This is a genomic window from Actinomadura oligospora ATCC 43269 (genome assembly GCF_000518265.1).
GTDB classification, from domain to species: domain Bacteria; phylum Actinomycetota; class Actinomycetes; order Streptosporangiales; family Streptosporangiaceae; genus Spirillospora; species Spirillospora oligospora.
Genome location: NZ_JADG01000004.1, coordinates 357,322 through 378,518, shown reverse-complemented (window position 1 = coordinate 378,518; position 21,197 = coordinate 357,322). Strand labels below are relative to the sequence as shown.

Sequence of the window (21,197 nt, the reverse complement as noted above, 5' to 3'; positions counted from 1 at the left end):
TCCGTGACCGGGGTGGCGGTCGCCGTGGCGCTGTCGGTGCTGACGCTCGTGGCCGCGAGCGTCGGGTTCGGGTCGTTCGGGAGGCGGGCCGCCGCGACCGCCACGGACCTGATGGTCGCCTCGCGCGGCGTGACCTCGCTGTGGAACGCGTCGGCGATCAGCAGCGAGTACATCTCGGCGGCGGCGTTCCTCGGCACCGCCGGGCTCGTCCTCGCCTACGGCACCGACACGCTCTGGCTGCCGGTGGCCGCGACCGGCGGGTTCGTGCTGCTCGTCGCGTTCGTCACCGCGCCGCTGCGCCGCTCCGGCGCGTACACGATCTCCGACTTCGCCGAGTGGCGGCTCGGCTCGGCCGGGGTGCGGCGCACGGTGTCGGCGTGCGTCTGCTTCATCGGCTGGTTCTACCTGCTGCCGCAGTTCCAGGGCGCGGGCGTCACGCTGCGGGTGCTGACCGGCGCGCCGGTCTGGGCGGGCTGGGTGCTGGTCGTCGCGGTCGTGCTCTCGCTCACCCTGTCCGGCGGGATGCGCAGCATCACCGACGTCCAGGCCGTCCAGTTCTGGGTGAAGCTGGTCGCCGTGGCCGTCCCGGCGGCGGCGCTGCTGGTGCTGTGGCGGCTGGACGGCGCGGGCACGCCCGAGGGGCCGCCGGTGTTCGGCCACGCCACGACCATCCGCGTCCAGACCGAGTCGGCCGTCCGGGTCACCGCGCCGACGGCCGTCACCGTCCGTGGCACCCTGGACGGCGCGCGCCACGACGGCGAGCGGGTGGTGCTGTCCGCCAGGGACCACCGCGTCGGAGCCGGGGCCGAGCTCGTGTTCCCGCGTGGCGCGGCCGTCCCGCACGCCGCGCGGCTGCCCTCCCACACCGGCGGGGTGTGGGCGATGCCGTCCGAGCGCGGGCGCGACCACTCGCTCTACATCACCTACTCGGCGCTGCTGGCGGTGCTGCTCGGCACGATGGGCCTGCCGCACATCCTGATGCGCTTCTACACCAACACCTGCGGACGCGCCGCGCGCCGGACGGCCGCGCTGGTGCCCGCCCTACTGTCGCTGTTCTACGTCTTCCCGGCCCTGTACGGGACGCTGGGCCGCCTCTACACCCCCGAGCTGCTCATGACCGGCGACACCGACGCCACGATCCTCACGCTGCCGCGCAGGCTCGCGCCCGGGTTACCCGGATCGCTGCTGGTCGGCCTGGTCGCGGCGGGCGCGTTCGCCGCGTTCATCTCCACGACCTGCGGCGTCGTCGTCGCGATCGCGGGCACCATCTCGCAGTGCGTCCTGCGCGGCGGGACGGGCAGCTTCCGTGCGGGCGCGGTGTTCGCCCTGGCCGTCCCGCTGTGCGTGGCCTGGACGGCCGGGACGCAGAACGCGGCGGGCCTGGTCACGCTCGCGCTCACGGTCTCGGCCTGTTCGCTGTGCCCGATGCTGCTGCTCGGGCTGTGGTGGCGCCGCCTCACCCCGCTCGGCGCGGGCGTCGGCGTGGTCTTCGGCGGCGGCCTCGCCGTGGTCGCCGGTGTCGCGGGTTTGTTCCTCGGCCCCCGGCACGGCTGGACGGCCGCCCTCCTCGCCCAGCCCGCCCTCGTCCTCGCCCCGGCCGCGTTCGCGGTGATGGTCGGCGTGTCGCTGGCGTTCCGGCGGTCCGTCCCCCCTCGCGCCGACCGTGCCCTCGCCCGGATGCACCTTCCCGAGGAGGTCGTCCTCCGCTGAGGGCGCCACCGACGCCTGATCGCGTGACCGTTCGGCGCACGGATTCGACCGTTCGTCGCACGACTACGCTACGTATAACTCTGACTACGCACCGTTTACCGAATCCCGAGTTTCGCTGCACCCGCCTGGTGACATCCCACCTCTAGTGTTCTCAGTGTCACCGGGAAGCGACACCGTTCCCGGGAGGACCACAAGGCAACCTTGGAGATCCGTCGGGCGCCAGTCGCCCGCCGGATCACGCCAGAGGATCCCGTACCGGGGGGGTGGGATCCACTGGCTTACCGCTCGGGCGCCGCTGGACAGTCGGGGGGTTGTTCAGCGGCGCCCGAGCTTGTGCCTCCCCCCCCGCATCCCCCGCATCCCCGCTCTGCCCGGCCCGGGGTTCTTCGTGAGGGTGCTCTGAAAGCACCGTGCGCCCGGAGCCTTCGAGGCTGCGGGCGCACGGCTCGGGTTCTCAGTTGTCGCGGAGGCGCTTGAGGGTGGCGACGTCCTCGCCGTGGGGGCCGGCGTCGCGGCCCGGGGTCTCGATGACGAACGGGACGCCCGCCACGGCCGGGTGCCGGAAGAGCTCGGCGAACGGGGCCTCGCCGATGTGGCCCTTGCCGATGTTCTCGTGCCGGTCCTTCTTGGAGCCGCAGACGTCCTTGGAGTCGTTGGCGTGGACGAGCTTCAGGCGGCCCTCGCCGACGGTGTCGACCAGGGCGTCCATGGTGGCCTTGACGCCGCCGGGGGCGGCCAGGTCGTGGCCCGCGGCGAACGCGTGGCAGGTGTCGAAGCAGACGCCGAGCTTGGGATGGCGCTCCAGGGCGTCGAAGTAGGCGCCGAGGTCCTGGACCATGGCGCAGAGCATCGCGCCCTGGCCCGCCATCGGCTCGAGGAGCAGGTGCGGGCCGTCCTCGGGGATCTCCTCGAGCAGCGGCAGGACGTGCTCGTGGATCTGCGCCATCGCCGCGTCGTAGGTCTGGCTGACGGCCGAGCCGGTGTGCACGACGACGCCGCGGGCCCCGATCGCGTGGCCGCGGCGCAGCGAGTGCCGGACGGTCGCGAGGGACTTCTCCAGGGTCTCGGCGCTGGGCGAGCCGAAGTTCACCAGGTACGGCGAGTGCACGTAGACGGGGATGTCGTCGCGTGCGCGCAGGAGGGCGTCCTCCTTGGGGTTGCCGTCGGGCAGCGCCCAGCCGCGCGGGTTGGAGGTGAACACCTGGATCACCTCGGCGCCCATCTTCTCCGCGTACTTCAGCCCCCCGGTGGCGAGACCTCCGGCCACCGGCACGTGCCCTCCGACGGGGCTCTTCTCAGCGCTCATAGGCCGTCCAGCCTAGTCGGGGTCCCGGACCACCCCGGATGCCTCAGGGGCTCTTGACGATGGTGACGGTCGAGTCGCGCGGGGCCTGGGAGCCGCCCGCCGGCCACTGGGCGCGGACGGTGTCGCCGCCGAAGCCCTGCACCTTGACCTTGAAGCCCGCGTCCTCCAGGGCGCTGGTCGCGTCGTCGACCGACTGGCCCGTCACGTTCGGCACGGGCAGCTGGTCGCCCTGATCACCCTGGTCGCCGCCGTTGTTGTTGTTGTCACAGCCGAAGTGCCAGCCGCCCAGGTTGACCAGGCAGTCCTGCTGGTTGACGACGAGGGTGACCTTGTCGCCGCGCGACAGGCCGGTGCCCGGGTCCGGCTGCTGCTCCAGGACGGTGTTGGCGGGCTTGTCCTTGTCCGTGCGCTTCTTGGTGTCGACCTTCAGGCCCATCGAGCGCAGGGTGTTGACGGCCTCGTCGGAGTTGCGCCCGACCAGGCTCGGCATCGTCATGCCGGTGCTGACGACGATGTTCACGGGCCCGGCGTCGGGGGAGACCTTCGTCCCGGCGGACGGGTCGGTGCGCAGCACCTTGTCCTTGGCGACGGTCTGGGAGCTCTTCTGGTCGACCTCGCCGACCGTGAAGCCCGCGTCCTTCAGCTTGTTCCTGGCGTCGTCGAGGGAGCTGCCCGTGACGTCCGGGATGTCGCGTGGCGTCTTGCCCAGGGACGGCGTCAGCGTGACGGTCTGTCCCTTGGACACGCGCGCCCCGCCCGCCGGGTCGGACGCCGCGACCGTGCCCTTGGGGGCGCGGTCGCTGTAGGCGGCCTCGGCGAGGCGGACGTTCAGGCCCTCGCCGCGCAGCTTGCTCTTGGCGGCGGCGATCTTCATGCCGACGATCCGGTCCGGGACGTGGTCGTACTGGCCGGACGTCTGCCACCACACGGCCCAGCCGAGGATCACGGCCGCGAGGGCGGCGATCGCGACCAGCACGTACCGGCCGGTGAGCGCGCCGAGGGCGCGGTCGGCGCGTGTGTGTCGCGGCGGTACCCCATCAATACTGCCGCCCATGCCGGCGGGCATCGTGGACGGGTCGTACACGGCGGTGTGGCCGCTGCGCGGTTCGCCCGGGTTCTCCAGGACCGACGTCGGGTGGAGCTGGACGTCCTCGATGCGCTGGTCGATGTCGGGCGCGAGGCCGTTGACGACCTCGGCGACGGCGGCCAGGAAGGCGTTGGCGTCGGTGAACCGCGCGTCGGGGGAGTGCGAGGTGGCCCGCGTCACCAGGGCGTCCACCTGCGGCGGGAGGCCCTGGACGGCCAGCGACGGCGGCGGGACGACCTCGTTGACGTGCTTGTAGGCGACCGCGAGCGGCGAGTCGGCCTGGTGCGGGAGGCCGCCGGTGAGCAGCTCGTAGAGCAGGATCCCGGCGGCGTAGACGTCGGAGCGGACGTCGGCGTTGCCGGATACGACCTGCTCGGGCGCGAGGTAGCCGACCGTGCCGATGATCAGCCCGGTCTTGGTCATCTTGCTCGCCGACTCGGCCCGGGCCAGCCCGAAGTCGGCGACCTTGACCTGGCCGTCCTCGGTGATCAGCACGTTCTCGGGCTTGACGTCGCGGTGCACCATCCCGGCGCGGTGCGCGGCGCCGAGGGCGGCCAGCACCGGCTGCATCAGGGTGAGCGCCTCGCGCGGCCCGATCCGGCCGCGCTCGGCGAGCAGGTCGCGCAGCGTCCGGCCGGGCACGTACTCCATGACGAGGAAGGCGTGCTCGCCGTCGGTGCGCTGGTCGTACATCGCGACCACGTTCGGGTGCGAGAGCGCCGCCGCGGCCTTGGCCTCCCCGATGAAGCGTTCGACGAACTCCTCGTCGGACGCCAGGCCGGCGTGCATGACCTTGATCGCGACGACCCGGTCGAGCCGGACGTCACGGGCGAGGTACACGGTCGCCATGCCGCCTCGGGCGATCCGGGACTCAATGCGGTAGCGCCCGTCGAGCACCTGCCCGACGAGGGGATCCGCAACCGTAGTGTCCACGCGCCGAGTCTAAAGGCCCGTCCAAACGGTTCATATCAGCCACGAGGATGAGCGTTGATCGGTCCCACGGCTGATCCCTCCGCAGGCGGGCGCCCTGCGGGCCGTCAGGAGCGGGGCGAGGACGCCACGGGCTCCGGCTCCGGCGTGACGCCGGGGGCCGTCCGGGGACGGCTGCGCGCCACGGCGACGCCCAGCAGGCACAGGACGCCGCCCGCGAGTGCACCGGCCACGGGCATCTCGCCCAGGAAGCCCCACGACATCAGGACGACCAGGGCGGGCACGACGTAGGTGGTCGCGCCGAGCTTCCCGGCCGAGGTGCGGGCGAGCGCGTAGGCCCAGGTGGTGAAGGCGAGCGCGGTCGGGACGACCCCGAGGTAGACCATGTTCAGCGTCGCCGTGAGCGAGGCGTCCGGCACATGGGAGGCGAGCTGGCCCGCGAAGGGGAGGCAGAACACCGTGCCGACCACGCAGCCGAAGGTCGTGACCTGCAGGGCCGAGCCGTGCCGCAGCGCGGGCTTCTGCGAGATCACGCCGCCCGCGTAGGAGACGGCCGCCAGCACGCACAGCACCGCGCCGAGCAGGGACGAGCCGCCGCCGGTGGACGTCGCGAGCCCCACGACGACGGTGCCGCCGAAGGCGACCGCGACCCCGGCGAACAGCCGGGGCGGGAAGCCCTCCCGCAGCAGCCAGCCGCCGAGCACCGCGATGAGGATCGGGCCGATGTTGACCAGCATCGCCGCCGTGCCCGCGTCCACCTTCCGCTCGCCCCAGTTCAGGACGACCATGTAGAAGCCGAACCAGAGCACGCCGGACCTCAGGATCCCGGGCCAGGCGGCGCGCGGCGGCAGGCCCTCGCGGCGGACGGCCAGGATCACCAGGAGCACGACCGACCCGCAGGCCAGCCGCCCGAGCGCGAGCGCCCCCGGCGGATACTCGGCGCCCGCGCTGCGGATCGACACGAACGCCGAGGCCCAGGCGAGCACCGTCACCGAGGCGGCGAGGAGTGCCCGCCTGTCCACCTGTTCCGTCGTCATGCGCTCCATCCTGGGTTCGGGAGGGTTCCACGGCGGTCGAAATGTGCATGTCCACCCTGAAGTGAGCGAACGCCGTGATTCCGGCCCCAGTGTGCCGCCGGACGACCGTTCAGGTCCAGTGATTACTACTACGAAACACTAGTTAGGACGACTTAACCATCCCCTCGAAGGGCGACGAGGCCTGGGCGTACCGGCGCATCGGGATGCGCCCGGCCAGCCGGGCGAGCCGTCCGGCCTCGACGGCGTGCCGCATCGCGGCGGCCATCCTCGCCGGGTGCTGAGCCCGTGTCACGGCCGTGGCCAGCAGTACCGCGTCGCAGCCGAGCTCCATCGCGAGCGCCGCGTCCGAGGCCGTGCCCAGCCCGGCGTCCAGGACCACCGGGACGGTCGCCCGCTCCACGATCAGCTCGATGTTGTGCGGGTTGCGGATGCCGAGCCCCGACCCGATCGGCGAGCCCAGCGGCATCACCGCGGCGCAGCCGACCTGCTCGAGGCGGCGGGCCAGGACCGGGTCGTCGCTGGTGTAGGGGAGCACGACGAATCCGTCGTCCACGAGCTGCTCGGCGGCGTCCACGAGCTCGATCGGGTCCGGCAGCAGGGTGTGCTCGTCGGCGATGACCTCGAGCTTCACCCAGTTCGTCCCGAGCGCCTCGCGCGCGAGCTTGGCGGTCAGGACGGCCTCGCCCGCGGTGAAGCAGCCCGCGGTGTTCGGCAGCACCCGGATGCCGTGCTCGCGCAGGACGTCCAGGACCGAGCCGCGGGAGGACGGGTCCACCCGCCGCATCGCGACGGTGGTGAGCTCCGTCCCGGACGCGGCGAGCGCCTCGCCCAGCACGCTCATGCTCGGCGCGCCGCCGGTGCCCATGATCAGCCGGGACCCGAACTCCTCGCCCGCGATGACCAGGGGGTCATGCCCTTCGGTGAGCGGAACCACGGTCATCCTCCCTGCACGGCGGTCAGGACTTCCAGCCGGTCCGCCTCGGTCAGCCTCGTCGCGGTCCACGCGGACCGCGACACCACCTCGTCGTTCAGCGCCGCGGCCACCCCGTTCGGGGCCTCGGTGACCGTGGCGACCGCGTCGGCCACGCTGGCGTCCTCGGGGAGGTCGCGCGGCTCGCCGTTCACAATGATCTTCATGTGCCTTCCTGGGGGCGTCCGGGGGAGAAGCGGTCGGGGGAGAAGGGGCGCGCCACCTCGGGGAGCTCGCCGTCCAGCAGGGCGGCGCTCAGCGCGTCGGCGCTGACCGGGGCGAGCAGGATCCCGTTGCGGTAGTGCCCGACGCCGAGCACCAGGCCCGGCAGCGCGGACGGCCCGAGCACCGGCGCGTTGTCCGGCGAGCCGGGACGCAGGCCCGCGGTGACCTCGGCGAAGTCCAGCTCGGTGATGCCGGGCACCAGCTCGCGGGCGTCCCGCAGCAGCTCCCACAGGCCGCCCGCGGTCACCCGGGTGTCGAAGCCGAGCTCCTCCTGCGTCGCGCCGACGACGATCTCGCCGTCCGCGCGCGGCACGAGGTAGACGGACGAGCCGCGCACCACGCCCCGGACCGTCCTGCGCAGGAACGGGACGGGCGTGCGCAGCCGCAGGACCTGGCCCTTCACCGGCCGGACGGTCGGCACGACGCCCGGCGGGATCCCGCCGATGTCGCCCGACCACGGCCCGGCCGCGAGCAGCACCCGGTCGGCGGGCAGCTCTTCGCCGTCGTCCAGCCGGACGCCGACGGCCGCGCCGCCGCGCACGATCACCTCGGCGGCCCGCCGCCGGACGAGCCGCGCGCCGAGCTTCTCGGCGGCGGCGAGCAGCGCCGGGGTGAGCCGCCGCGGGTCGATCGAGCCGTCCTCGGGCGCGTACAGGCCGCCGCGGACGGTCGGGGCGAGCATCGGCTCGAGCCTGCGGCACTCGCGCCGGCCGAGGACCTCGGTGGGCACCCCCAGGGCCTCCTGGAAGCGCTTCACCTCCTCCAGGACGCGCAGGTCGTCGGCGTCGAAGGCGACCTCGAGCAGGCCGTCGGTGCGGTGCCCGGTGTCGTGGCCGGTCAGCTCCTCGAGCTCGGCGACGAACGACGGGTACCGGTTGCGGGACGCCACGCCCAGCCTGAGCAGCGGCTCCTCGCCGTAGTCGAGTTCGCTGACCGGCGTCAGCATCCCGGCAGCGACGCCGGACGCGCCGCTCGAGGGCTCCGGGTCGACCAGGGTGACGTCCGCGCCGCGCGCCGCGCAGCGCCAAGCCGCGCCGAGGCCGACGACCCCGGCTCCGATGATGACGACGTTCACGGGCGGCTCCCTTCGCCGGCATGACCCGGATCAGGTTCAGGCGGTCGGCGGCCGTCCAGCCGCCCTCTCAGCCCGGTTCAGGCCGGGCTCCCGCGCACTTCCGCCTCCTAGCCTACGACGAATCGGACACCGGCTAGCCTGCGGGCATGGACCGGGTGATGGTGGTGGGCGGCGGGCTCGCGGGCGTGCGCGCGGCCGAGGCGCTCCGCAAGCACGGGTACGAGGGCGCGCTGACGATGGTGGGCGCGGAGCGGCACCGGCCGTACGACCGCCCGCCGCTGACGAAGGCCGTCCTCAAGGGCGAGACCGACTTCCCGGCCCTGGACACCGACCTCGCGGCCCTGGACGTCCGGGTGCTGGCGGGCGAGCGCGCGACCGCCCTGCGGCTGCGCCCCGGACGCGGCGGGACGCTCGCCACGACGGCCGGTGACCTGGACTTCGACGGCCTGGTGATCGCGACCGGCGCGACGCCGGTCCGGATGCCGGGCGACGGCCCGCAGCACGTCATCCGCACCCTGGACGACGCGCTGGAGGTCCGGGCGGGGCTGGCCCCCGGCGCCCGCGTGGTGATCGTCGGGGCGGGCTGGATCGGCGCGGAGGTCGCGACCACGGCCGCCAAGGACGGTTGCGCCGTGACGGTCGTGGAGGCCGCCGACGCGCCGCTGGCGAACGCGCTCGGGCCGGAGCTCGGCGCGCTCACCGCCCCCTGGTACGCCGAGGCGGGCGTCGAGCTGCGGACGGGCGTGAAGGTCGCCTCGGTCGAGCCGGACGGTCTCGCACTCGCCGGAGGCGGGCACATCCCGGCCGACCTGGTCGTGACCGGCGTCGGCGTCCGTCCCGAGGTGGCCTGGCTGGACGGCTCGGGCCTCGACGTCGAGCGGGGCGTGCTGACCGACGCGTCCCTGCGCGCCTCGGTGGACGGCGTCGTCCGGGACGACGTGGTCGCGGTCGGGGACTGCGCCGCCTGGTGGTCGAACCGGTACGGCCGCAGGCTGCTCATCGAGCACTGGGACACCGCGCTGAACGCGCCCGAGACCGCCGCCGCGACGCTGCTCGGCCAGGACGCGGTCTACGACGTGGCCCCCTACTTCTGGTCCGAGCAGTTCGACCGGTTCGTCCAGTACGCGGGTCACCACGCCGGGGCCGAGCGGATGATCCGCCGCGGCTCGCCCGAGGACGGGGCCTGGGCCGTGGCGTGGATCACCGGTGACCGGCTTGAAGCGATCTTGACGGTGGACCGTCCGCGCGACCTCGTCCAGGCGAAGCGGATCATCGCCGCCGGGACGCCCGTGGACCCCGTACTGCTGGGCGATCCGGGCATTCCGGTGCGTCAGTCGGTGAAGTCCTGACCAACGGTGAGAGATCAACGGAAGAATCTCCGGAGGTCCTGGGCGGGTTTGAGTGCTCTGGGGGCGTGGTAGCAAGGGGGCGTGACGCAGACGCACGCAACCGTAGAGAGTGACCTCGACCCCCGTACCGACGCCCTGGTGGGCGAGTGGATCGGCCTTCGGGAGGTGTCCGAGCGCCTCGACATCAAGTTCAACCGGATCAAGCAGCTGCTGGCGGAGCGCAAGCTGCTGGCCGTCCGCCGGGACGGCCACCCGATGGTGCCGGCGGCGTTCATCGCCGACGGCCAGGTGATCAAGGGCCTGCCGGGAACGCTGACACTCCTGAAGGACGCCGGGTTCGACGACGTGGAGACGCTCCGCTGGCTCTTCACCGCCGACGACACGCTGCCCGGCACGCCGGTGCAGGCGCTGGCCGAGAACCGGGGCACCGAGGTCCGGCGGCGGGCCCAGGCGCTCGCCTTCTAGGCCGTACCCAAGGCGAACCGGCCGCGCCGTCCGGTCCACCCCTGGCGGAGGGACGTACCGGACGGCCCGCCCGAGTTCGCCGCAAAGCACGTGAAATGATGCGGGTCACGTGCGCGGACCCCCGCGCGCGTGGCCCCCGTCTGTTCTCCGGAAGGACCCCGCCCACCGTGTCCAGGCACCTGCCCTCCGACCGCGCCGTCCGGCTGCGCGCCCGGCTCGGCCGCGCGCGCCTCTACCTCTGCACGGACGCCCGGGAGGAGCGGGGCGACCTGCCGGAGTTCCTCGACGCGGTGCTCGCGAACGGGGTCGACATCGTCCAGCTGCGGCAGAAGGGCCTGGAGGCCCGGCAGGAGATCGAGCACCTGCGGGTGTTCCGGGACGCCTGCGACCGGCACGACGCGCTGCTCGCGGTCAACGACCGCGCCGACGTCGCGCACGCCGTCCAGGCCGACGTCCTGCACCTCGGGCAGGACGACCTGCCCGTCCCGGCCGCCCGCGCGATCGTCGGCCAGGACGTCCTGATCGGCCGCTCGACGCATTCGGACGAGCAGGCCGCGGACGCCGCCGCCGAGCCCGGTGTGGACTACTTCTGCTGCGGCCCCGTCTGGCCCACCCCGACCAAGCCCGGCCGCCACGCGCCCGGCCTGCCGCTGCTCGAGTACGCCGCCGGACGCAACCCGGCGCGCCCCTGGTTCGCGATCGGCGGCATCGACCTCGGCAACCTCGACCAGGTCCTCGCCACGGGCGCGGAGCGCGTCGTGGTCGTCCGGGCCCTCACCGAGGCCGACGACCCGGGCGCCGCCGCCGCCGAGCTCGCCCGCCGCCTCCACCGCGCCGACGCCTGACCTCCGAGGCGTCCCGGCGGACGCCCCTGACGGGTGTTCGTCCGGGAGATGACAACACGCCGCCACGTCCCGGACGCCGGGTGGTCACCAGTGGCCTCCGGCGTGACCGACAATGGATGCATGAGCGTTTCACCAGACGACGACCGCGTGGTGGACCTGGCGGACGAGGACCTGCCCGTCCTGCCCGACCAGACCGGCGACGACACCGACGCGGGCTGGGGCGAGTGGCGCGACGGCGGAGACGACGACGCGCGCTTCCTCGAGGAGCGTCCGCCGCACTGGTGAGCCGCTGGGCCGAGGTCCACCGGGCACCGGGGGGTCAGGTCCCCGTCGATCCGGCCCCCAGGCCCACTGGCCGGGGCTGCTGGAAGGCGAAGGATTCAAAGCGTTCCACCACACACACGTTGATGGGAAACGCGATGAACCTGCCGCTCGCCCGCCGCCTCACCGGAACCGCCGGACTCGCCGCCGCGGCGGCCCTCCTCCTGGAGGTCCCGCTCTACTTCGTCTACTCCGGCGCGCCGCCCGCCTCGAACGTCCTGAGCCGGTTGCTGATCGGCGTCCTCGGGCTCGGGTTCGTCCTCGCCTTCGCGATGTCCTTCCGCGAGCTGATCATCCAGGCCGCCCCGGAGAGCGCCTGGATCGGGCGCTTCGCCGGCGGCGCGGGCCTCGCCTACGGCGTCGTCACCCTCGTCTCGTCGGGTCTGGAGGCGGGCGCGGTGATCGCGTCCGACCACCCGATCGACCCCACCGTCACGGTCGACGGCACCTACATCCTGTACGGCACGATCGGCCGGATGCTCCTCGCGATGTTCCTGGGATCGGTCGGCTACGCCATCCTCCGGACGTCCGTCCTGCCGCGCTGGGCGGGCCTGTTCACCTGCGGCCTGGCGCTGGTCAACCTGGCCTTCATGCCGTCCCTGTTCTTCGGGAACACGCCCGCGCACTTCTACGCCGCCAACGGCTGGGGCACCACGGCGCTCATGGGCGCGGTGTTCAGCTGGTGGCTCCTCGGCACGGCGATCGGCCTGCTCCGCCGCCCGAAGGCGGCGACGGCCTGATCCCGGCCCGCCACGCGAAGCGCCCCGCCGTCCGGCGGGGCCTTTCGCACGCCGCCGCACGCGCCGTCTTCGCGACGCTCTAGAGCAGGATGCCCAGGGCGAAGCCCGCCGTGACGACGGCGGCGAGGGCGAGCATCATCCGCCACCGGTAGCGGGGGATCTTCTTCGGCCGCGGCTTCGGAGCCGTGGCCTCGCCGTCCCGCAGCGCCCGGACGACCTGCCGCGCCGTGGGCCGCGCCGCCGGGTTCTTGTCCAGGCAGTGCTCCACCAGGTCGCGCAGCTCGCCGTCCAGGTCGCCGAGGTCCGGCGGGCGGGTGACGATGCGGCGCATGACCGCCGCGCTCGCGCCGCCGCCGAACGGCGGACGGCCGGTCGCGGCGAACACCACCGTCGCGGCCCAGGCGAAGACGTCGGCGGGCGGGCCGACCGGCTCGTCCTCGATCTGCTCGGGGGCCATGTAGGCGGGGGTGCCGACCGCGCCGTGGGTGGTGACCGGGGTGGCGTCGGCGGTCTGGGCGACGCCGAAGTCGATCACCTTCGGGCCGTCCGGGCCGAGCAGGACGTTGCCCGGCTTGAAGTCGCGGTGCACCACGCCCGCGCGGTGGATCGCGGCGAGCGCGGCGGCCGTGCGCAGCGCGACGTGGCGGAGCCGTCCGGGGGTGAGCGGGCCGTCCTCCTCGACCGACTCCTGCAGGGACGGGCCGTCCACGAACTCGGAGACGATGTAGGGACGGTCGCCGGTCACGTCCGCCTCCAGCACGCGCGCGACGTGCCGGTTGGTGATCTCGGCGGCGGCGTCCGCCTCCTTGACGAACCGGCTGCGGGCCCGCGGCGTCGCGGCGGCCCCGCCGCGCAGCAGCTTCACCGCGACGTGCGCGCCGCCGGAGTCCCGGGGCACGGCGAGGTAGACGACGCCCTGGCCGCCCTCGCCCAGGCGTCGGACGAGCCGGTAACCGCCGAGGCGGCGCGGGTCGTCCGGGCCGAGGGGCAGGCCGGGACGGCTGGACGAGGGGTCCAGCATGCTCCCGGGGGAGGAGGATGACGGCAACGGGGGCTCCGAACTCGGCGGGGGAGGACGAGTGGAAGTTTCCCTCTTTTGTACCCTGTGCCGGTCCGGCGTGGGGCGGGACCCTTGATCTTTTACGCCCGGCAGGCGCCTCCGCCGCGCGTGAAACTCCCGGTCAGAGCCGCATCCCTGGACGAACCTCCCAGCTGGACGCGATAGCAGCCGGGCGCGACCTTCCAGGCGCCGGAGGGGGTGTCCCAGAAGGCCAGCGACCGGTCGGTGAGGGGGAACGTCACGGTCGAGCTCGCCCCGGGCGCGAGCGTGAGCTTCTGGAAGCCCTTGAGTTGGCGCGGCGGCTGCGGCGTCGTGACGTTCGGCGCGGGCAGGCCGAGGTAGAGCTGCGGGACCGCCGTGCCCGTCCGCGAGCCGGTGTTGGTGACCGTCACGCGCACCGAGGTGGGCGTGACCTTGAGGCCGCTGTACCGGAACGTCGTGTAGGACAGCCCGAAGCCGAACGGGAATCGCGGCGCGATGCCCTTGGCGTCGTAGTGCCGGTATCCGACCAGGACGCCCTCGGAGAACGTGACCGTCTTGTCCACACCGGGGAACTGCGCCGGGTTCCCTGCCGTGGGCGCGTCGCCCTCGGCGGCGGGGAAGGTGAACGGCAGCCGTCCGCCTGGGTCGACGTCCCCGTACAGGACGCGCGCGAGGGCGTCGCCACCGCGCGCGCCCGGGTACCAGGCTTCGACGATCCCCTTGACCTTGCCCGCCCACGGGGTGAGCACCGGGCCGCCGGTCTCCAGGACGACGACCGTGTTCGGGTTGGCGTCCGCGACGGCCGAGATCAGCCCGTCCTGGTCGCCCTTGAGCGGGTCGCCGCAGTTCAGCGTCAGGCAGGACCGGTCGAAGAACTCGCCCTCGCTGTCGGTCGCGAACACGATCGCGACGTCGGCGTGCCGGGCGGCCTTCGCGGCGTCGCCCTGGTTCCGTCCGCTGGTGTAGGTGATCGCGGCTCCCGCGCCCGCGCGTCTGCTGATGCCCTGACGAGGCGTCACGGACGTGAACGGCTGGACCTGCGCCGATCCGAACCCGCTCGGGTTGGCGTCGGCGGCCCCGCCGATCAGCGCGATTTTCTTCGGGGCCTTCAGGGGCAGGACGCCGCCGTTCTTGAGCAGCGTGATGCCGTTCTCCTCGATCCGCTGCGCCGCCGCCTCGCTGCCCGCCCGGCTGATCTTGGTCAGGTCGTTCGCGTAGGCCGGACGGTCGAACAGGCCGAACGCGAACATCGTCCGCAGGATCGCCCGCGCGTGCGCGTCCACGGTCGTCCAGGTGACCTGCTTCTGGGCGAGCGCGGCCTTGAGGGCGAGGTTGTTGTACCGGTAGCCGTAGGGGAGTTCGAGGTCGAGACCGCCGTTGGCCGCGCCGGGCGTGTCCTGCGCGGCGGTGTGGTCGGACGCCACGAACCCCTTGAAGCCCCACTCCCTGCGCAGGATCTTGTTCAGCGACGCGTCGTCCTGGCAGGCCCAGCGGCCGTTCAGCTGCCCGAACCCGCACATCACGGTCGCCGCGTTCCCCGTCTTCACCGCGGCCTCGAACGGCGGCAGGTAGATCTCCCGCAGCGTGCGCGGGTCGACCTTCATCTTCAGCGCCATCCGGTCGGTCTCCTGCGTGTAGACCGCCATGTGCTTGACCGACGTCATGACGCCCTGCGCCTGGGCGCCCTTGATCCAGGACGTCCCGGTCGCCGCGGACAGGAACGGATCCTCGCCGAAGCCCTCGAACGAGCGTCCGTCGCGCGGGCTGCGCAGGACGTCCACGGTCGGGCCGAAGATCAGGTCGTTGCCGCGGTGCCGGGCCTCCCACGCCACGGTCGAGCCGTAGTCGCGGGCCGCGTTCGGGTCGAACGCCGCCGCGACCGTGATCGGCGCGGGAAGCGCGGTCGCCTTGCCCTGCCGGACGCCCGCCGGGCCGTCCGCCATGTAGACCGGCGGGATGCCGAGCCGCGTGATGCCCCCGCTGGTGTCGGCGTGCGCGTTCTCGGAGAAGCCGCCGAGCGGGCCGCCCAGCGGGTCGTCCGACGCGAGGAGCGAGATCTTCTCGTCGGCGGTCATCTTCGGCAGCAGCAGAGCCACCCGCTGGTCCGCCGTCAGGGTCCGCCTGCACCAGGGCCGCGTCGCCGGGTCGCCGCAGCGCGTGGACGCCGCCGCCTTGGCGGCCCGTCCCGGCTGCGCCTCCGCCGACTGGACGGCCCAGACCGACACGACCAGCGCGGATGCGAGGGCCCCTGCACCCCACACCCGGCCGGTCCGCGTCCGCGTCCGCGTCGCGCCCGCCGTCCGGCTCGTGCGCGCGCGCATCAGTGGTCGTCCTCGATCTGGACGCGCAGCGCGTTCAGCGCGAAGGCGACCATGTGGTACTGCCCGATGAGCATGACCAGCTCGATCAGCCGGGCCGCGTCGAACCGCTTCGCCAGCGCCGCCCACGTCGCGTCCGAGACGGTCGAGGTGGCGTCCAGCTCGTCCGCCGCGTCGATCACCGCCCGGTCGTCCGCCGACCAGGGATGATCGTCCGGCGCTCCCCGCAGCGCCTCGATCTCCGTCTCGTCCAGCCCGGCCAGCTGCGCGATCGGGACGTGGTGCGCCCACTCGTACGCGCACGAGCGCTGGTGCGCGACGCGCAGGATCGCGATCTCCCGGACGCGTCCGTCCAGCGTGCCCTCGAACAGCAGCTTGGACCCGAACCCGATCCAGGCCGTGAACAGCGCCGGATGCCGGGCGAGCGTCGTGAAGACGTTCAGCGGGCCGGTGGCGGCGACGACGGCGCGCAGCGTGTCGTCCCACTCCCCGGACGGCAGCGGCGCGATGCGCGGAGCGTCGGCGGACGTGGCGTTCTGGGCGGGCGGGGCGTGTTCGGCGGGCGCGGCGTGCTCGGCGGACGGGATGTCCTCGGCGGGCGGGGTGTCGGAGGCCATGCCGTACTTTCTGCCACCGATCACTGGGACAGTGCTAGCCCGTCCCGCCGCATTGGCCACATCGTGTCAGGCTGTTGACAACCCGTCTTAAAGCCTCAGAGGCCTCAGAAGGAGCGCGCGGTCGCGGCGACCGCCAGCTCCGTGAGGGCCTCGCGGGCCTCACCGGTCACCGGCGCGGCGGCCAGCGCCTCGCGCGCCTCGGCCGCGAACCGGACGATCATCTCCTCGCAGGCGGCCAGGCCGCCCGTCCCGGTGATGATCTCCCGCAGGTCGGCCACCCCGAGCCCGGACAGCTCCGGGTCGCCGAGCAGCCGGTCGACCGTGGCGGCCTGGTCCGGCGTGGCGCGCTCCAGGGTGAGCGCCACCAGGACGGTCCGCTTGCCCTCGCGCAGGTCGTCCCCGGCGGGCTTGCCGGTCTGGGACGGGTCGCCGAACACGCCGAGCACGTCGTCCCGCAGCTGGAAGGCCATGCCGAGCGGCCGTCCGTACGCGCGCAGCGCCGCCGTCAGCTCCTCCGAGCCCCCGGCCAGCGACGCGCCCAGGTGCAGCGGACGCTCGATCGTGTACTTGGCCGACTTGAAGTCCACCACCCGCAGCGCCGACTCGACCGTCCCGCCCGCGCGCGTGCTCTCCAGCATGTCGAGGTACTGGCCGCACATGACCTCGGTGCGCATCACGTCGTAGACGCCGCGTCCGCGGGCGCGGCGCTCCTCCGACAGGCCGCTGGTCTCGAACATCTCGCCCGACCAGGCCAGCAGCAGGTCGCCGAGCAGGATCGCCGCGCCCTCGCCGAAGGTGTCCGCGGGCCCGCGCCAGCCGCGCTCGGCGTGCAGCGCCTCGAACCGCCGGTGCACCGACGGCTGGCCCCGGCGGGTGTCGCTGGCGTCCATCACGTCGTCGTGGACCAGGGCGCTGGCCTGCAGCAGCTCCAGGGACGCCGCCGCCGCCGCGATCTCCGGGCCGTCCAGGCCGCCGGCGGCCCGCCAGCCCCAGAAGCAGAACGCCGGGCGCAGCCGCTTACCGCCCGACAGCAGGGCCGAGAGGGCGGTGATCATGGGCCGCAGGTCCTCGCTGATCGCGAGGAGACCGGGGGCCTGGCGGTCGACGAAGGCGTGCAGCGCCTCGTCGACCTCCTTGCGGAACTGGCCGGTGGCGGTGCTGACGGGCGAGGGACCGGACGAACTGCTGGACATGCCGAGATCGTATCTTTTCGGACCGGGTCGATAGGATTGCGGGATGCGACGCCCGAACCCCGATCGCGCTCCGACGATCCGCGAGCTGCTCGCCACCGGAGAACCGTCGTTCTCCTTCGAGTTCATGCCGCCGAAGACCGCCGAGGCGGCCCGGACGCTGTGGCGCACCATCCGGGAGCTGGAGCCGCTGAACCCGACCTTCGTGTCGGTCACCTACGGGGCGGGCGGCAGCACCCGCGACAACACCGTGGACGTGGTCGAGCGGATCGCCACCGAGACGACCATGACGCCCGTGGCGCACTTCACGGCCGTCGACCACTCCCAGGCCGAGCTGCGGCACCTGATCGGACGGTTCGCGTCCGCGGGCGTCCGCAACATCCTGGCGCTGCGCGGCGACCCGCCGGGCGACCCGTCGGCGGAGTGGGTCAAGCACCCGGAGGGCCTGGAGTACGCCTCCGACCTGGTCCGGATGATCCGCTCGTACGGGGACTTCTGCGTCGGCGTCGCCGCGTTCCCCTACAAGCACCCGCGCTCCCGCGACATCGAGAGCGACACCCGGTTCTTCGTCGAGAAGTGCCGCGCGGGCGCCGACTACGCGATCACCCAGATGTTCTTCCGCGCGGACGACTACTTCCGGCTGCGCGACCGGGTCGCGGGCGAGGGCTGCGACGTGCCGATCATCCCGGGCATCATGCCGGTGACCCGGATCACCACGATCGAGAAGTCCGAGCAGCTGTCCGGCGCGCCGTTCCCGCCGGAGGTCCGCGAGCGGTTCGACGCCGTCCGGGATGACCCGGAGGCCGTCCGGCGGCTCGGCATCGAGCACGCCGCCGAGCTCTGCCGGGACCTGCTCGACCAGGGCGCGCCCGGCATCCACTTCATCACCTTCAACCGCTCGACCGCGACCCGCGAGGTCTACGAGCTGCTGGAGGACGCCGGGTACGGGGCCAGGGGCAGCGTCCCGCCCATCACGGCGTAGGGCGGCCCGCCGCCGGGGAAGTCGAAGTCGGTCAGCAGGTCCCGCAGCCCGACGGAGCGGTAGAGCCGGCGGGCGGGCGACTCGCGGTCCAGGTCGAGCGTGGAGAGCACGACCGTCCGCTCCCGCCTGCCCTCGCACAGCGCGTTCAGCAGCGCCCGGCCATGCCCGTACCCCTGCGCTTCGGGGTGGACGTGCAGCTCGGCGACCTCGAACGCGTCGTCCAGCCAGTAGTCGGCGTGCTCGGGGCCGTCCCGCTCGACCAGCGCCCGCCGCACCACGTCGTGCCACCACTGCCCGGCCTCGCCGTGGAAGCCGTAGGCGAACCCCCGCACGCTCCCCGGTATCCCGGGCACCGGACGCGGCTGCTCCAGCACGTACGCGCGGAACCGCGGGTACGTGGTGTGCCGCTGCATGATCGAGTACCGTCCGGGCAGCTGCTCCCCGGGCGGGCGCATCGCGGCGGCGTAGACCTGAAGGATCGGGTCCAGGCGGCGCAGGAACGCGGATTCGTCGAGTCGACGCAGCTTCGGCTCCCTCTTCCTCACGCCGAGAGAGCCTAGACCCGGACGATGGTCCGCTGCGTCCCCGCGAGCCGGTTGTAGATGTCCCACAGGATCTGGTCGGCCGCCTTCCGCAGCGCGGCCCGCTGGGTCTCCAGCTGGCCGCCCCAGGCGCGCGACTCCGGGCCGATCCACGCGTCCGTGCCGTTCAGCGTCCGGACGGGCGCGTCCAGCGCGTTGCGGAGCGCGTCGATGCTGCCGTAGGCGTCGCTGTACGCCTGGTAGATCTGCCGGTACTCGGGGTTCGGCTTCTCGTGCGGGGCCAGCTGGGCCGCTGCCGCGCCCTCCAGGGGAGCGGGGAGGCTCGCGGGCGGCGGGGGCGGGCTCATGTCGGGCAGCCCTTCGTCTCGGGGACCTTCGCTTCGGGGATCGTCGTCCCGGGAGCCTTGGTGTCGGACACCAGCGTCGCCGTCTCGAACGCGGGCCCTGCGGATGTCGCGGGCGGCTGGACCGGATGGCGCGGCGGTTGCGGCGTGTGGTGCGGCGCGTGAGGCGACCCCTGGTGGAGGAGGCCGAGCTTGGTGAGCGCGTCGCGGGTGCGGGCGCTCGTGTGGGCCGTCGTCAGGACGTGGACGGCGGACGTGTGGTCGCCGAGGCGGTCCGACTCGTCCAGCAGGGCGTCCAGCCAGCGGGCGTTCATCGTGACGTGGTGGCTCGCGACGCCGAGGGACCGCTCGACCGCCTTGAGGCGCGCCGGGTTCCCGTGCGCCGCCTTGATCAGCTCCGCCGCCCCGGACGGGCCGAGCCGCTCGTAGAGCGAGCGCGTGTAGTCCGGGTCGCCCGCGTGCTCGGTCAGGTGCTTCCAGGTCTCCGCCGGGACGGGCCGGTGGTGCTTGATCGCGTCGTCGATGGCGAGCGCGTCCTTGCGGGCGGCCCTGGCGGCGGCCTCCGGGGTCGTGAACCCGCCGAGGTCGCCCGCGCCGTTCGGGGTCGTCCGGTGCGGGCGCTTGTGTGTGCGCGGCGGAGTGACCTTGCCCGGACCGGACGTCCCGCCGCCTCCTCCGCCCCCGCTCCCGCCGGACGGGCCGGGGCTCGGCGCGGGGGAGGGTGGGACGTGCACGCCGCCGCCGTCGTCCGGATGGGTGATCGCGAAGTTGTACCGCCGGGACAGCATTCCGATCTGGTCGGACGCCCACTGCCCGACCGCCTCGGCCTGCCGGTACCCCGACGCCGAGACCCCGGGCGGCGGACGGTGCCCCGCCAGCCAGCCCCGGATCGCGGTGTTCGCCTGCTGGACCTGCCGGAGCAGCTGGTCCAGCGCGGGTGGATCGATGCCCCGGAAGTCGCCGTCGCGGCTGGCCGGGCCGGTGCGCATCTCAGCGGTCATCGCCCCTCCGGGTGCTGCTCCAGTCCGTCGCGCCGGTCGCGCCGGGGGTCGGTTCCCCAGAATCACACTCGCAACAGGCGATGTCGAGTGCCGGACGGTCACGGTCAGGCCGCGCCCGCGCACGCAGGGGCGCGCGCGGGGCAGGGCCTGCTGTTCCCGGCGCACAACGCGCCGCGCCCGCGCACGCGGGGGACGCGCGCGGCGTGCGGGCCGTCCGGCGTCGGGACGTCGGGTGGTCAGGCGTCGCCGAGGGCGCGCTGGACCGACTCCTCGTCGCGCGCCACGACGGCCGATCCGTCCGTGACGATGATCGGACGCTGGATGAGCACCGGGTTCGCGACCATGACCTCGATCCACCTGTCCCGGTCGTGCGGCAGGTTCTTCAGGTCGAGCTCCTTGGCGACCGCCTCGCCCAGCCGGGCGACCTCCCAGGGCTCGGCGCCGATCGCGGTGAGCGTCCGGTCGAACTCGGCGGCCGTCGGCGGCTCGTCCAGGTAGCGGCGCTCGGTGTAGGCGACGCCCGCCTCGTCCAGCGCGGCCTTGGCCGCGCGGCTCTTGGAGCAGCGCGGGTTGTGCCAGATCTCCATGCCCCTACTCTCCCACCTCGGCCGCGTCGCCCCCGGTGACGCGCAGCAGTTCCTCGTACGAGGTCGGGAAGACGGTGTGCGGGTGCCCGCCCGCCGCCCAGACCCGCTCGTGCTTGTCCAGCCAGACGTCCACGAGGGTACGGATCGGGGCGGGGTGCCCGACCGGCGCCACCCCGCCGATGGGCTGGCCGGTGTGCTCCCGGACGAACTCGGGCGTCGCCCGGCGGACCCTCCCCGCGCCGACCAGCGCGGCGACGCGCGCCGTGTCCACCTTGTGCGCGCCGCTGGTCAGGACGAGCAGCGGCGCGCCGTCGGCGTCGAACACGAGGCTGTTGGCGATCGCGCCGACCTCGCAGCCGAGCTGGTCGGCGGCGGCCTGGGCGGTGCGGGCGGAGTCGGGCAGTTCGATGATCTCGCCGTCCGCGCCCTGCTCGCGCAGGACACCGGCGACGCGCTCGGCGTTGGGGTGCATGGACGGCACCCTAAGGCGTCGCCCGGGCTCCCGGTATCGGGT

The 21,197-nt window shown here is 73.6% G+C and carries 22 protein-coding genes and 1 riboswitch; of the genes, 7 read left to right on the top strand and 15 right to left on the bottom strand.

All coding sequences use genetic code 11. The features are described 5' to 3' along the window. The first annotated feature begins 3 nt into the window (after window positions 1–3). On the top strand, window positions 4–1,710 hold the full coding sequence (locus P696_RS0106295; protein ID WP_026411659.1) for a sodium:solute symporter family transporter: 1,707 nt from the start codon (window positions 4–6) through the stop codon (window positions 1,708–1,710). Window positions 1,711–2,164: 454 nt separating this feature from the next. Here P696_RS0106295 and P696_RS0106290 read toward each other — a convergent pair whose 3' ends face one another. From P696_RS0106290 to thiO, 6 genes are all read right to left on the bottom strand, one after another. Continuing rightward, entirely contained in the window at window positions 2,165–3,016 is an 852-nt protein-coding gene (locus tag P696_RS0106290; RefSeq protein WP_026411658.1) for a deoxyribonuclease IV, read from the bottom strand. A 43-nt stretch (window positions 3,017–3,059) separates the two neighbouring features. Then, complete coding sequence (gene pknB / locus P696_RS0106285) at window positions 3,060–5,036, bottom strand: Stk1 family PASTA domain-containing Ser/Thr kinase (RefSeq protein ID WP_026411657.1); 1,977 nt, start codon at window positions 5,034–5,036, stop codon at window positions 3,060–3,062. 104 nt (window positions 5,037–5,140) lie between these two features. Further along, on the bottom strand, window positions 5,141–6,070 hold the full coding sequence (locus P696_RS43655) for a DMT family transporter (RefSeq protein WP_034483349.1): 930 nt from the start codon (window positions 6,068–6,070) through the stop codon (window positions 5,141–5,143). 142 nt (window positions 6,071–6,212) lie between these two features. Next, window positions 6,213–7,010, bottom strand: a complete 798-nt coding sequence (locus P696_RS0106275; RefSeq protein ID WP_026411656.1) for a thiazole synthase — start codon at window positions 7,008–7,010, stop codon at window positions 6,213–6,215. After that, complete coding sequence (gene thiS, locus P696_RS0106270; protein ID WP_026411655.1) at window positions 7,007–7,207, bottom strand: sulfur carrier protein ThiS; 201 nt, start codon at window positions 7,205–7,207, stop codon at window positions 7,007–7,009. The genes P696_RS0106275 and thiS overlap by 4 nt, the downstream gene beginning before the upstream one ends. Continuing rightward, complete coding sequence (gene thiO, locus P696_RS0106265; RefSeq protein ID WP_026411654.1) at window positions 7,204–8,340, bottom strand: glycine oxidase ThiO; 1,137 nt, start codon at window positions 8,338–8,340, stop codon at window positions 7,204–7,206. Before thiO ends, thiS begins: the two co-directional genes overlap by 4 nt. Then, window positions 8,330–8,444, bottom strand: a riboswitch (TPP riboswitch). It overlaps the preceding gene by 11 nt. 42 nt (window positions 8,445–8,486) lie before the next feature. Between thiO and P696_RS0106260 the strand changes: the two genes are divergently transcribed. The 5 genes from P696_RS0106260 (at window position 8,487) to P696_RS43650 (ending at window position 12,060) form a co-directional block, all read left to right on the top strand. Beyond that, window positions 8,487–9,689, top strand: a complete 1,203-nt coding sequence (locus P696_RS0106260) for an NAD(P)/FAD-dependent oxidoreductase (protein WP_026411653.1) — start codon at window positions 8,487–8,489, stop codon at window positions 9,687–9,689. 81 nt (window positions 9,690–9,770) lie between these two features. Beyond that, window positions 9,771–10,154, top strand: a complete 384-nt coding sequence (locus tag P696_RS0106255; RefSeq protein ID WP_026411652.1) for an Rv2175c family DNA-binding protein — start codon at window positions 9,771–9,773, stop codon at window positions 10,152–10,154. A gap of 167 nt (window positions 10,155–10,321) precedes the next feature. Then, on the top strand, window positions 10,322–10,999 hold the full coding sequence (gene thiE / locus P696_RS0106250) for a thiamine phosphate synthase (protein ID WP_245627531.1): 678 nt from the start codon (window positions 10,322–10,324) through the stop codon (window positions 10,997–10,999). Window positions 11,000–11,119: 120 nt separating this feature from the next. After that, window positions 11,120–11,284, top strand: a complete 165-nt coding sequence (locus tag P696_RS56810; RefSeq protein WP_170026327.1) for a hypothetical protein — start codon at window positions 11,120–11,122, stop codon at window positions 11,282–11,284. Between the two features lie 122 nt (window positions 11,285–11,406). After that, complete coding sequence (locus P696_RS43650) at window positions 11,407–12,060, top strand: hypothetical protein (RefSeq protein ID WP_211245643.1); 654 nt, start codon at window positions 11,407–11,409, stop codon at window positions 12,058–12,060. A gap of 79 nt (window positions 12,061–12,139) precedes the next feature. Here the strand turns inward: P696_RS43650 and P696_RS43645 are convergent, their stop codons facing one another. The 4 genes from P696_RS43645 to P696_RS0106220 all read right to left on the bottom strand — a co-directional run bounded on the left by P696_RS43645 (window position 12,140) and on the right by P696_RS0106220 (window position 17,230). After that, window positions 12,140–13,081, bottom strand: coding sequence for a serine/threonine-protein kinase (locus tag P696_RS43645; protein WP_034483347.1), 942 nt, complete (start codon window positions 13,079–13,081; stop codon window positions 12,140–12,142). 119 nt (window positions 13,082–13,200) lie between these two features. Continuing rightward, window positions 13,201–15,423 (bottom strand): glycoside hydrolase family 3 C-terminal domain-containing protein, encoded by a 2,223-nt coding sequence (locus P696_RS0106230; RefSeq protein ID WP_084336874.1) that lies wholly within the window; start codon window positions 15,421–15,423, stop codon window positions 13,201–13,203. Further along, the gene (locus tag P696_RS0106225; protein ID WP_245627530.1) at window positions 15,423–16,061 is read right to left on the bottom strand and encodes a carboxymuconolactone decarboxylase family protein; all 639 of its coding nucleotides are present in this window, start codon (window positions 16,059–16,061) and stop codon (window positions 15,423–15,425) included. The genes P696_RS0106230 and P696_RS0106225 overlap by 1 nt, the downstream gene beginning before the upstream one ends. 80 nt (window positions 16,062–16,141) lie before the next feature. Then, on the bottom strand, window positions 16,142–17,230 hold the full coding sequence (locus P696_RS0106220; RefSeq protein WP_026411648.1) for a polyprenyl synthetase family protein: 1,089 nt from the start codon (window positions 17,228–17,230) through the stop codon (window positions 16,142–16,144). Between the two features lie 43 nt (window positions 17,231–17,273). On the opposite strand from P696_RS0106220, the gene metF reads away from it, so the two are divergent. After that, on the top strand, window positions 17,274–18,209 hold the full coding sequence (gene metF / locus P696_RS0106215; RefSeq protein WP_026411647.1) for a methylenetetrahydrofolate reductase [NAD(P)H]: 936 nt from the start codon (window positions 17,274–17,276) through the stop codon (window positions 18,207–18,209). Here the strand turns inward: metF and P696_RS0106210 are convergent. From P696_RS0106210 to P696_RS0106190, 5 genes are all read right to left on the bottom strand, one after another. Further along, window positions 18,146–18,754, bottom strand: a complete 609-nt coding sequence (locus tag P696_RS0106210) for a GNAT family N-acetyltransferase (protein ID WP_245627529.1) — start codon at window positions 18,752–18,754, stop codon at window positions 18,146–18,148. The genes metF and P696_RS0106210 overlap by 64 nt on opposite strands. Window positions 18,755–18,765: 11 nt before the next feature. After that, a complete protein-coding gene (locus tag P696_RS0106205) occupies window positions 18,766–19,098 on the bottom strand; it encodes a hypothetical protein (RefSeq protein WP_026411645.1) in 333 nt (110 codons plus the stop codon). Next, window positions 19,095–20,096 (bottom strand): hypothetical protein, encoded by a 1,002-nt coding sequence (locus P696_RS0106200; RefSeq protein ID WP_026411644.1) that lies wholly within the window; start codon window positions 20,094–20,096, stop codon window positions 19,095–19,097. The genes P696_RS0106205 and P696_RS0106200 overlap by 4 nt, the downstream gene beginning before the upstream one ends. A gap of 236 nt (window positions 20,097–20,332) precedes the next feature. Further along, a complete protein-coding gene (locus tag P696_RS0106195) occupies window positions 20,333–20,683 on the bottom strand; it encodes an arsenate reductase family protein (protein WP_026411643.1) in 351 nt (116 codons plus the stop codon). Between the two features lie 4 nt (window positions 20,684–20,687). Further along, window positions 20,688–21,155 carry a YbaK/EbsC family protein gene (locus P696_RS0106190; protein ID WP_034483705.1) on the bottom strand — a complete coding sequence of 156 codons (468 nt, stop codon included), beginning with the start codon at window positions 21,153–21,155 and terminating at the stop codon, window positions 20,688–20,690. Window positions 21,156–21,197 lie beyond the last annotated feature (42 nt).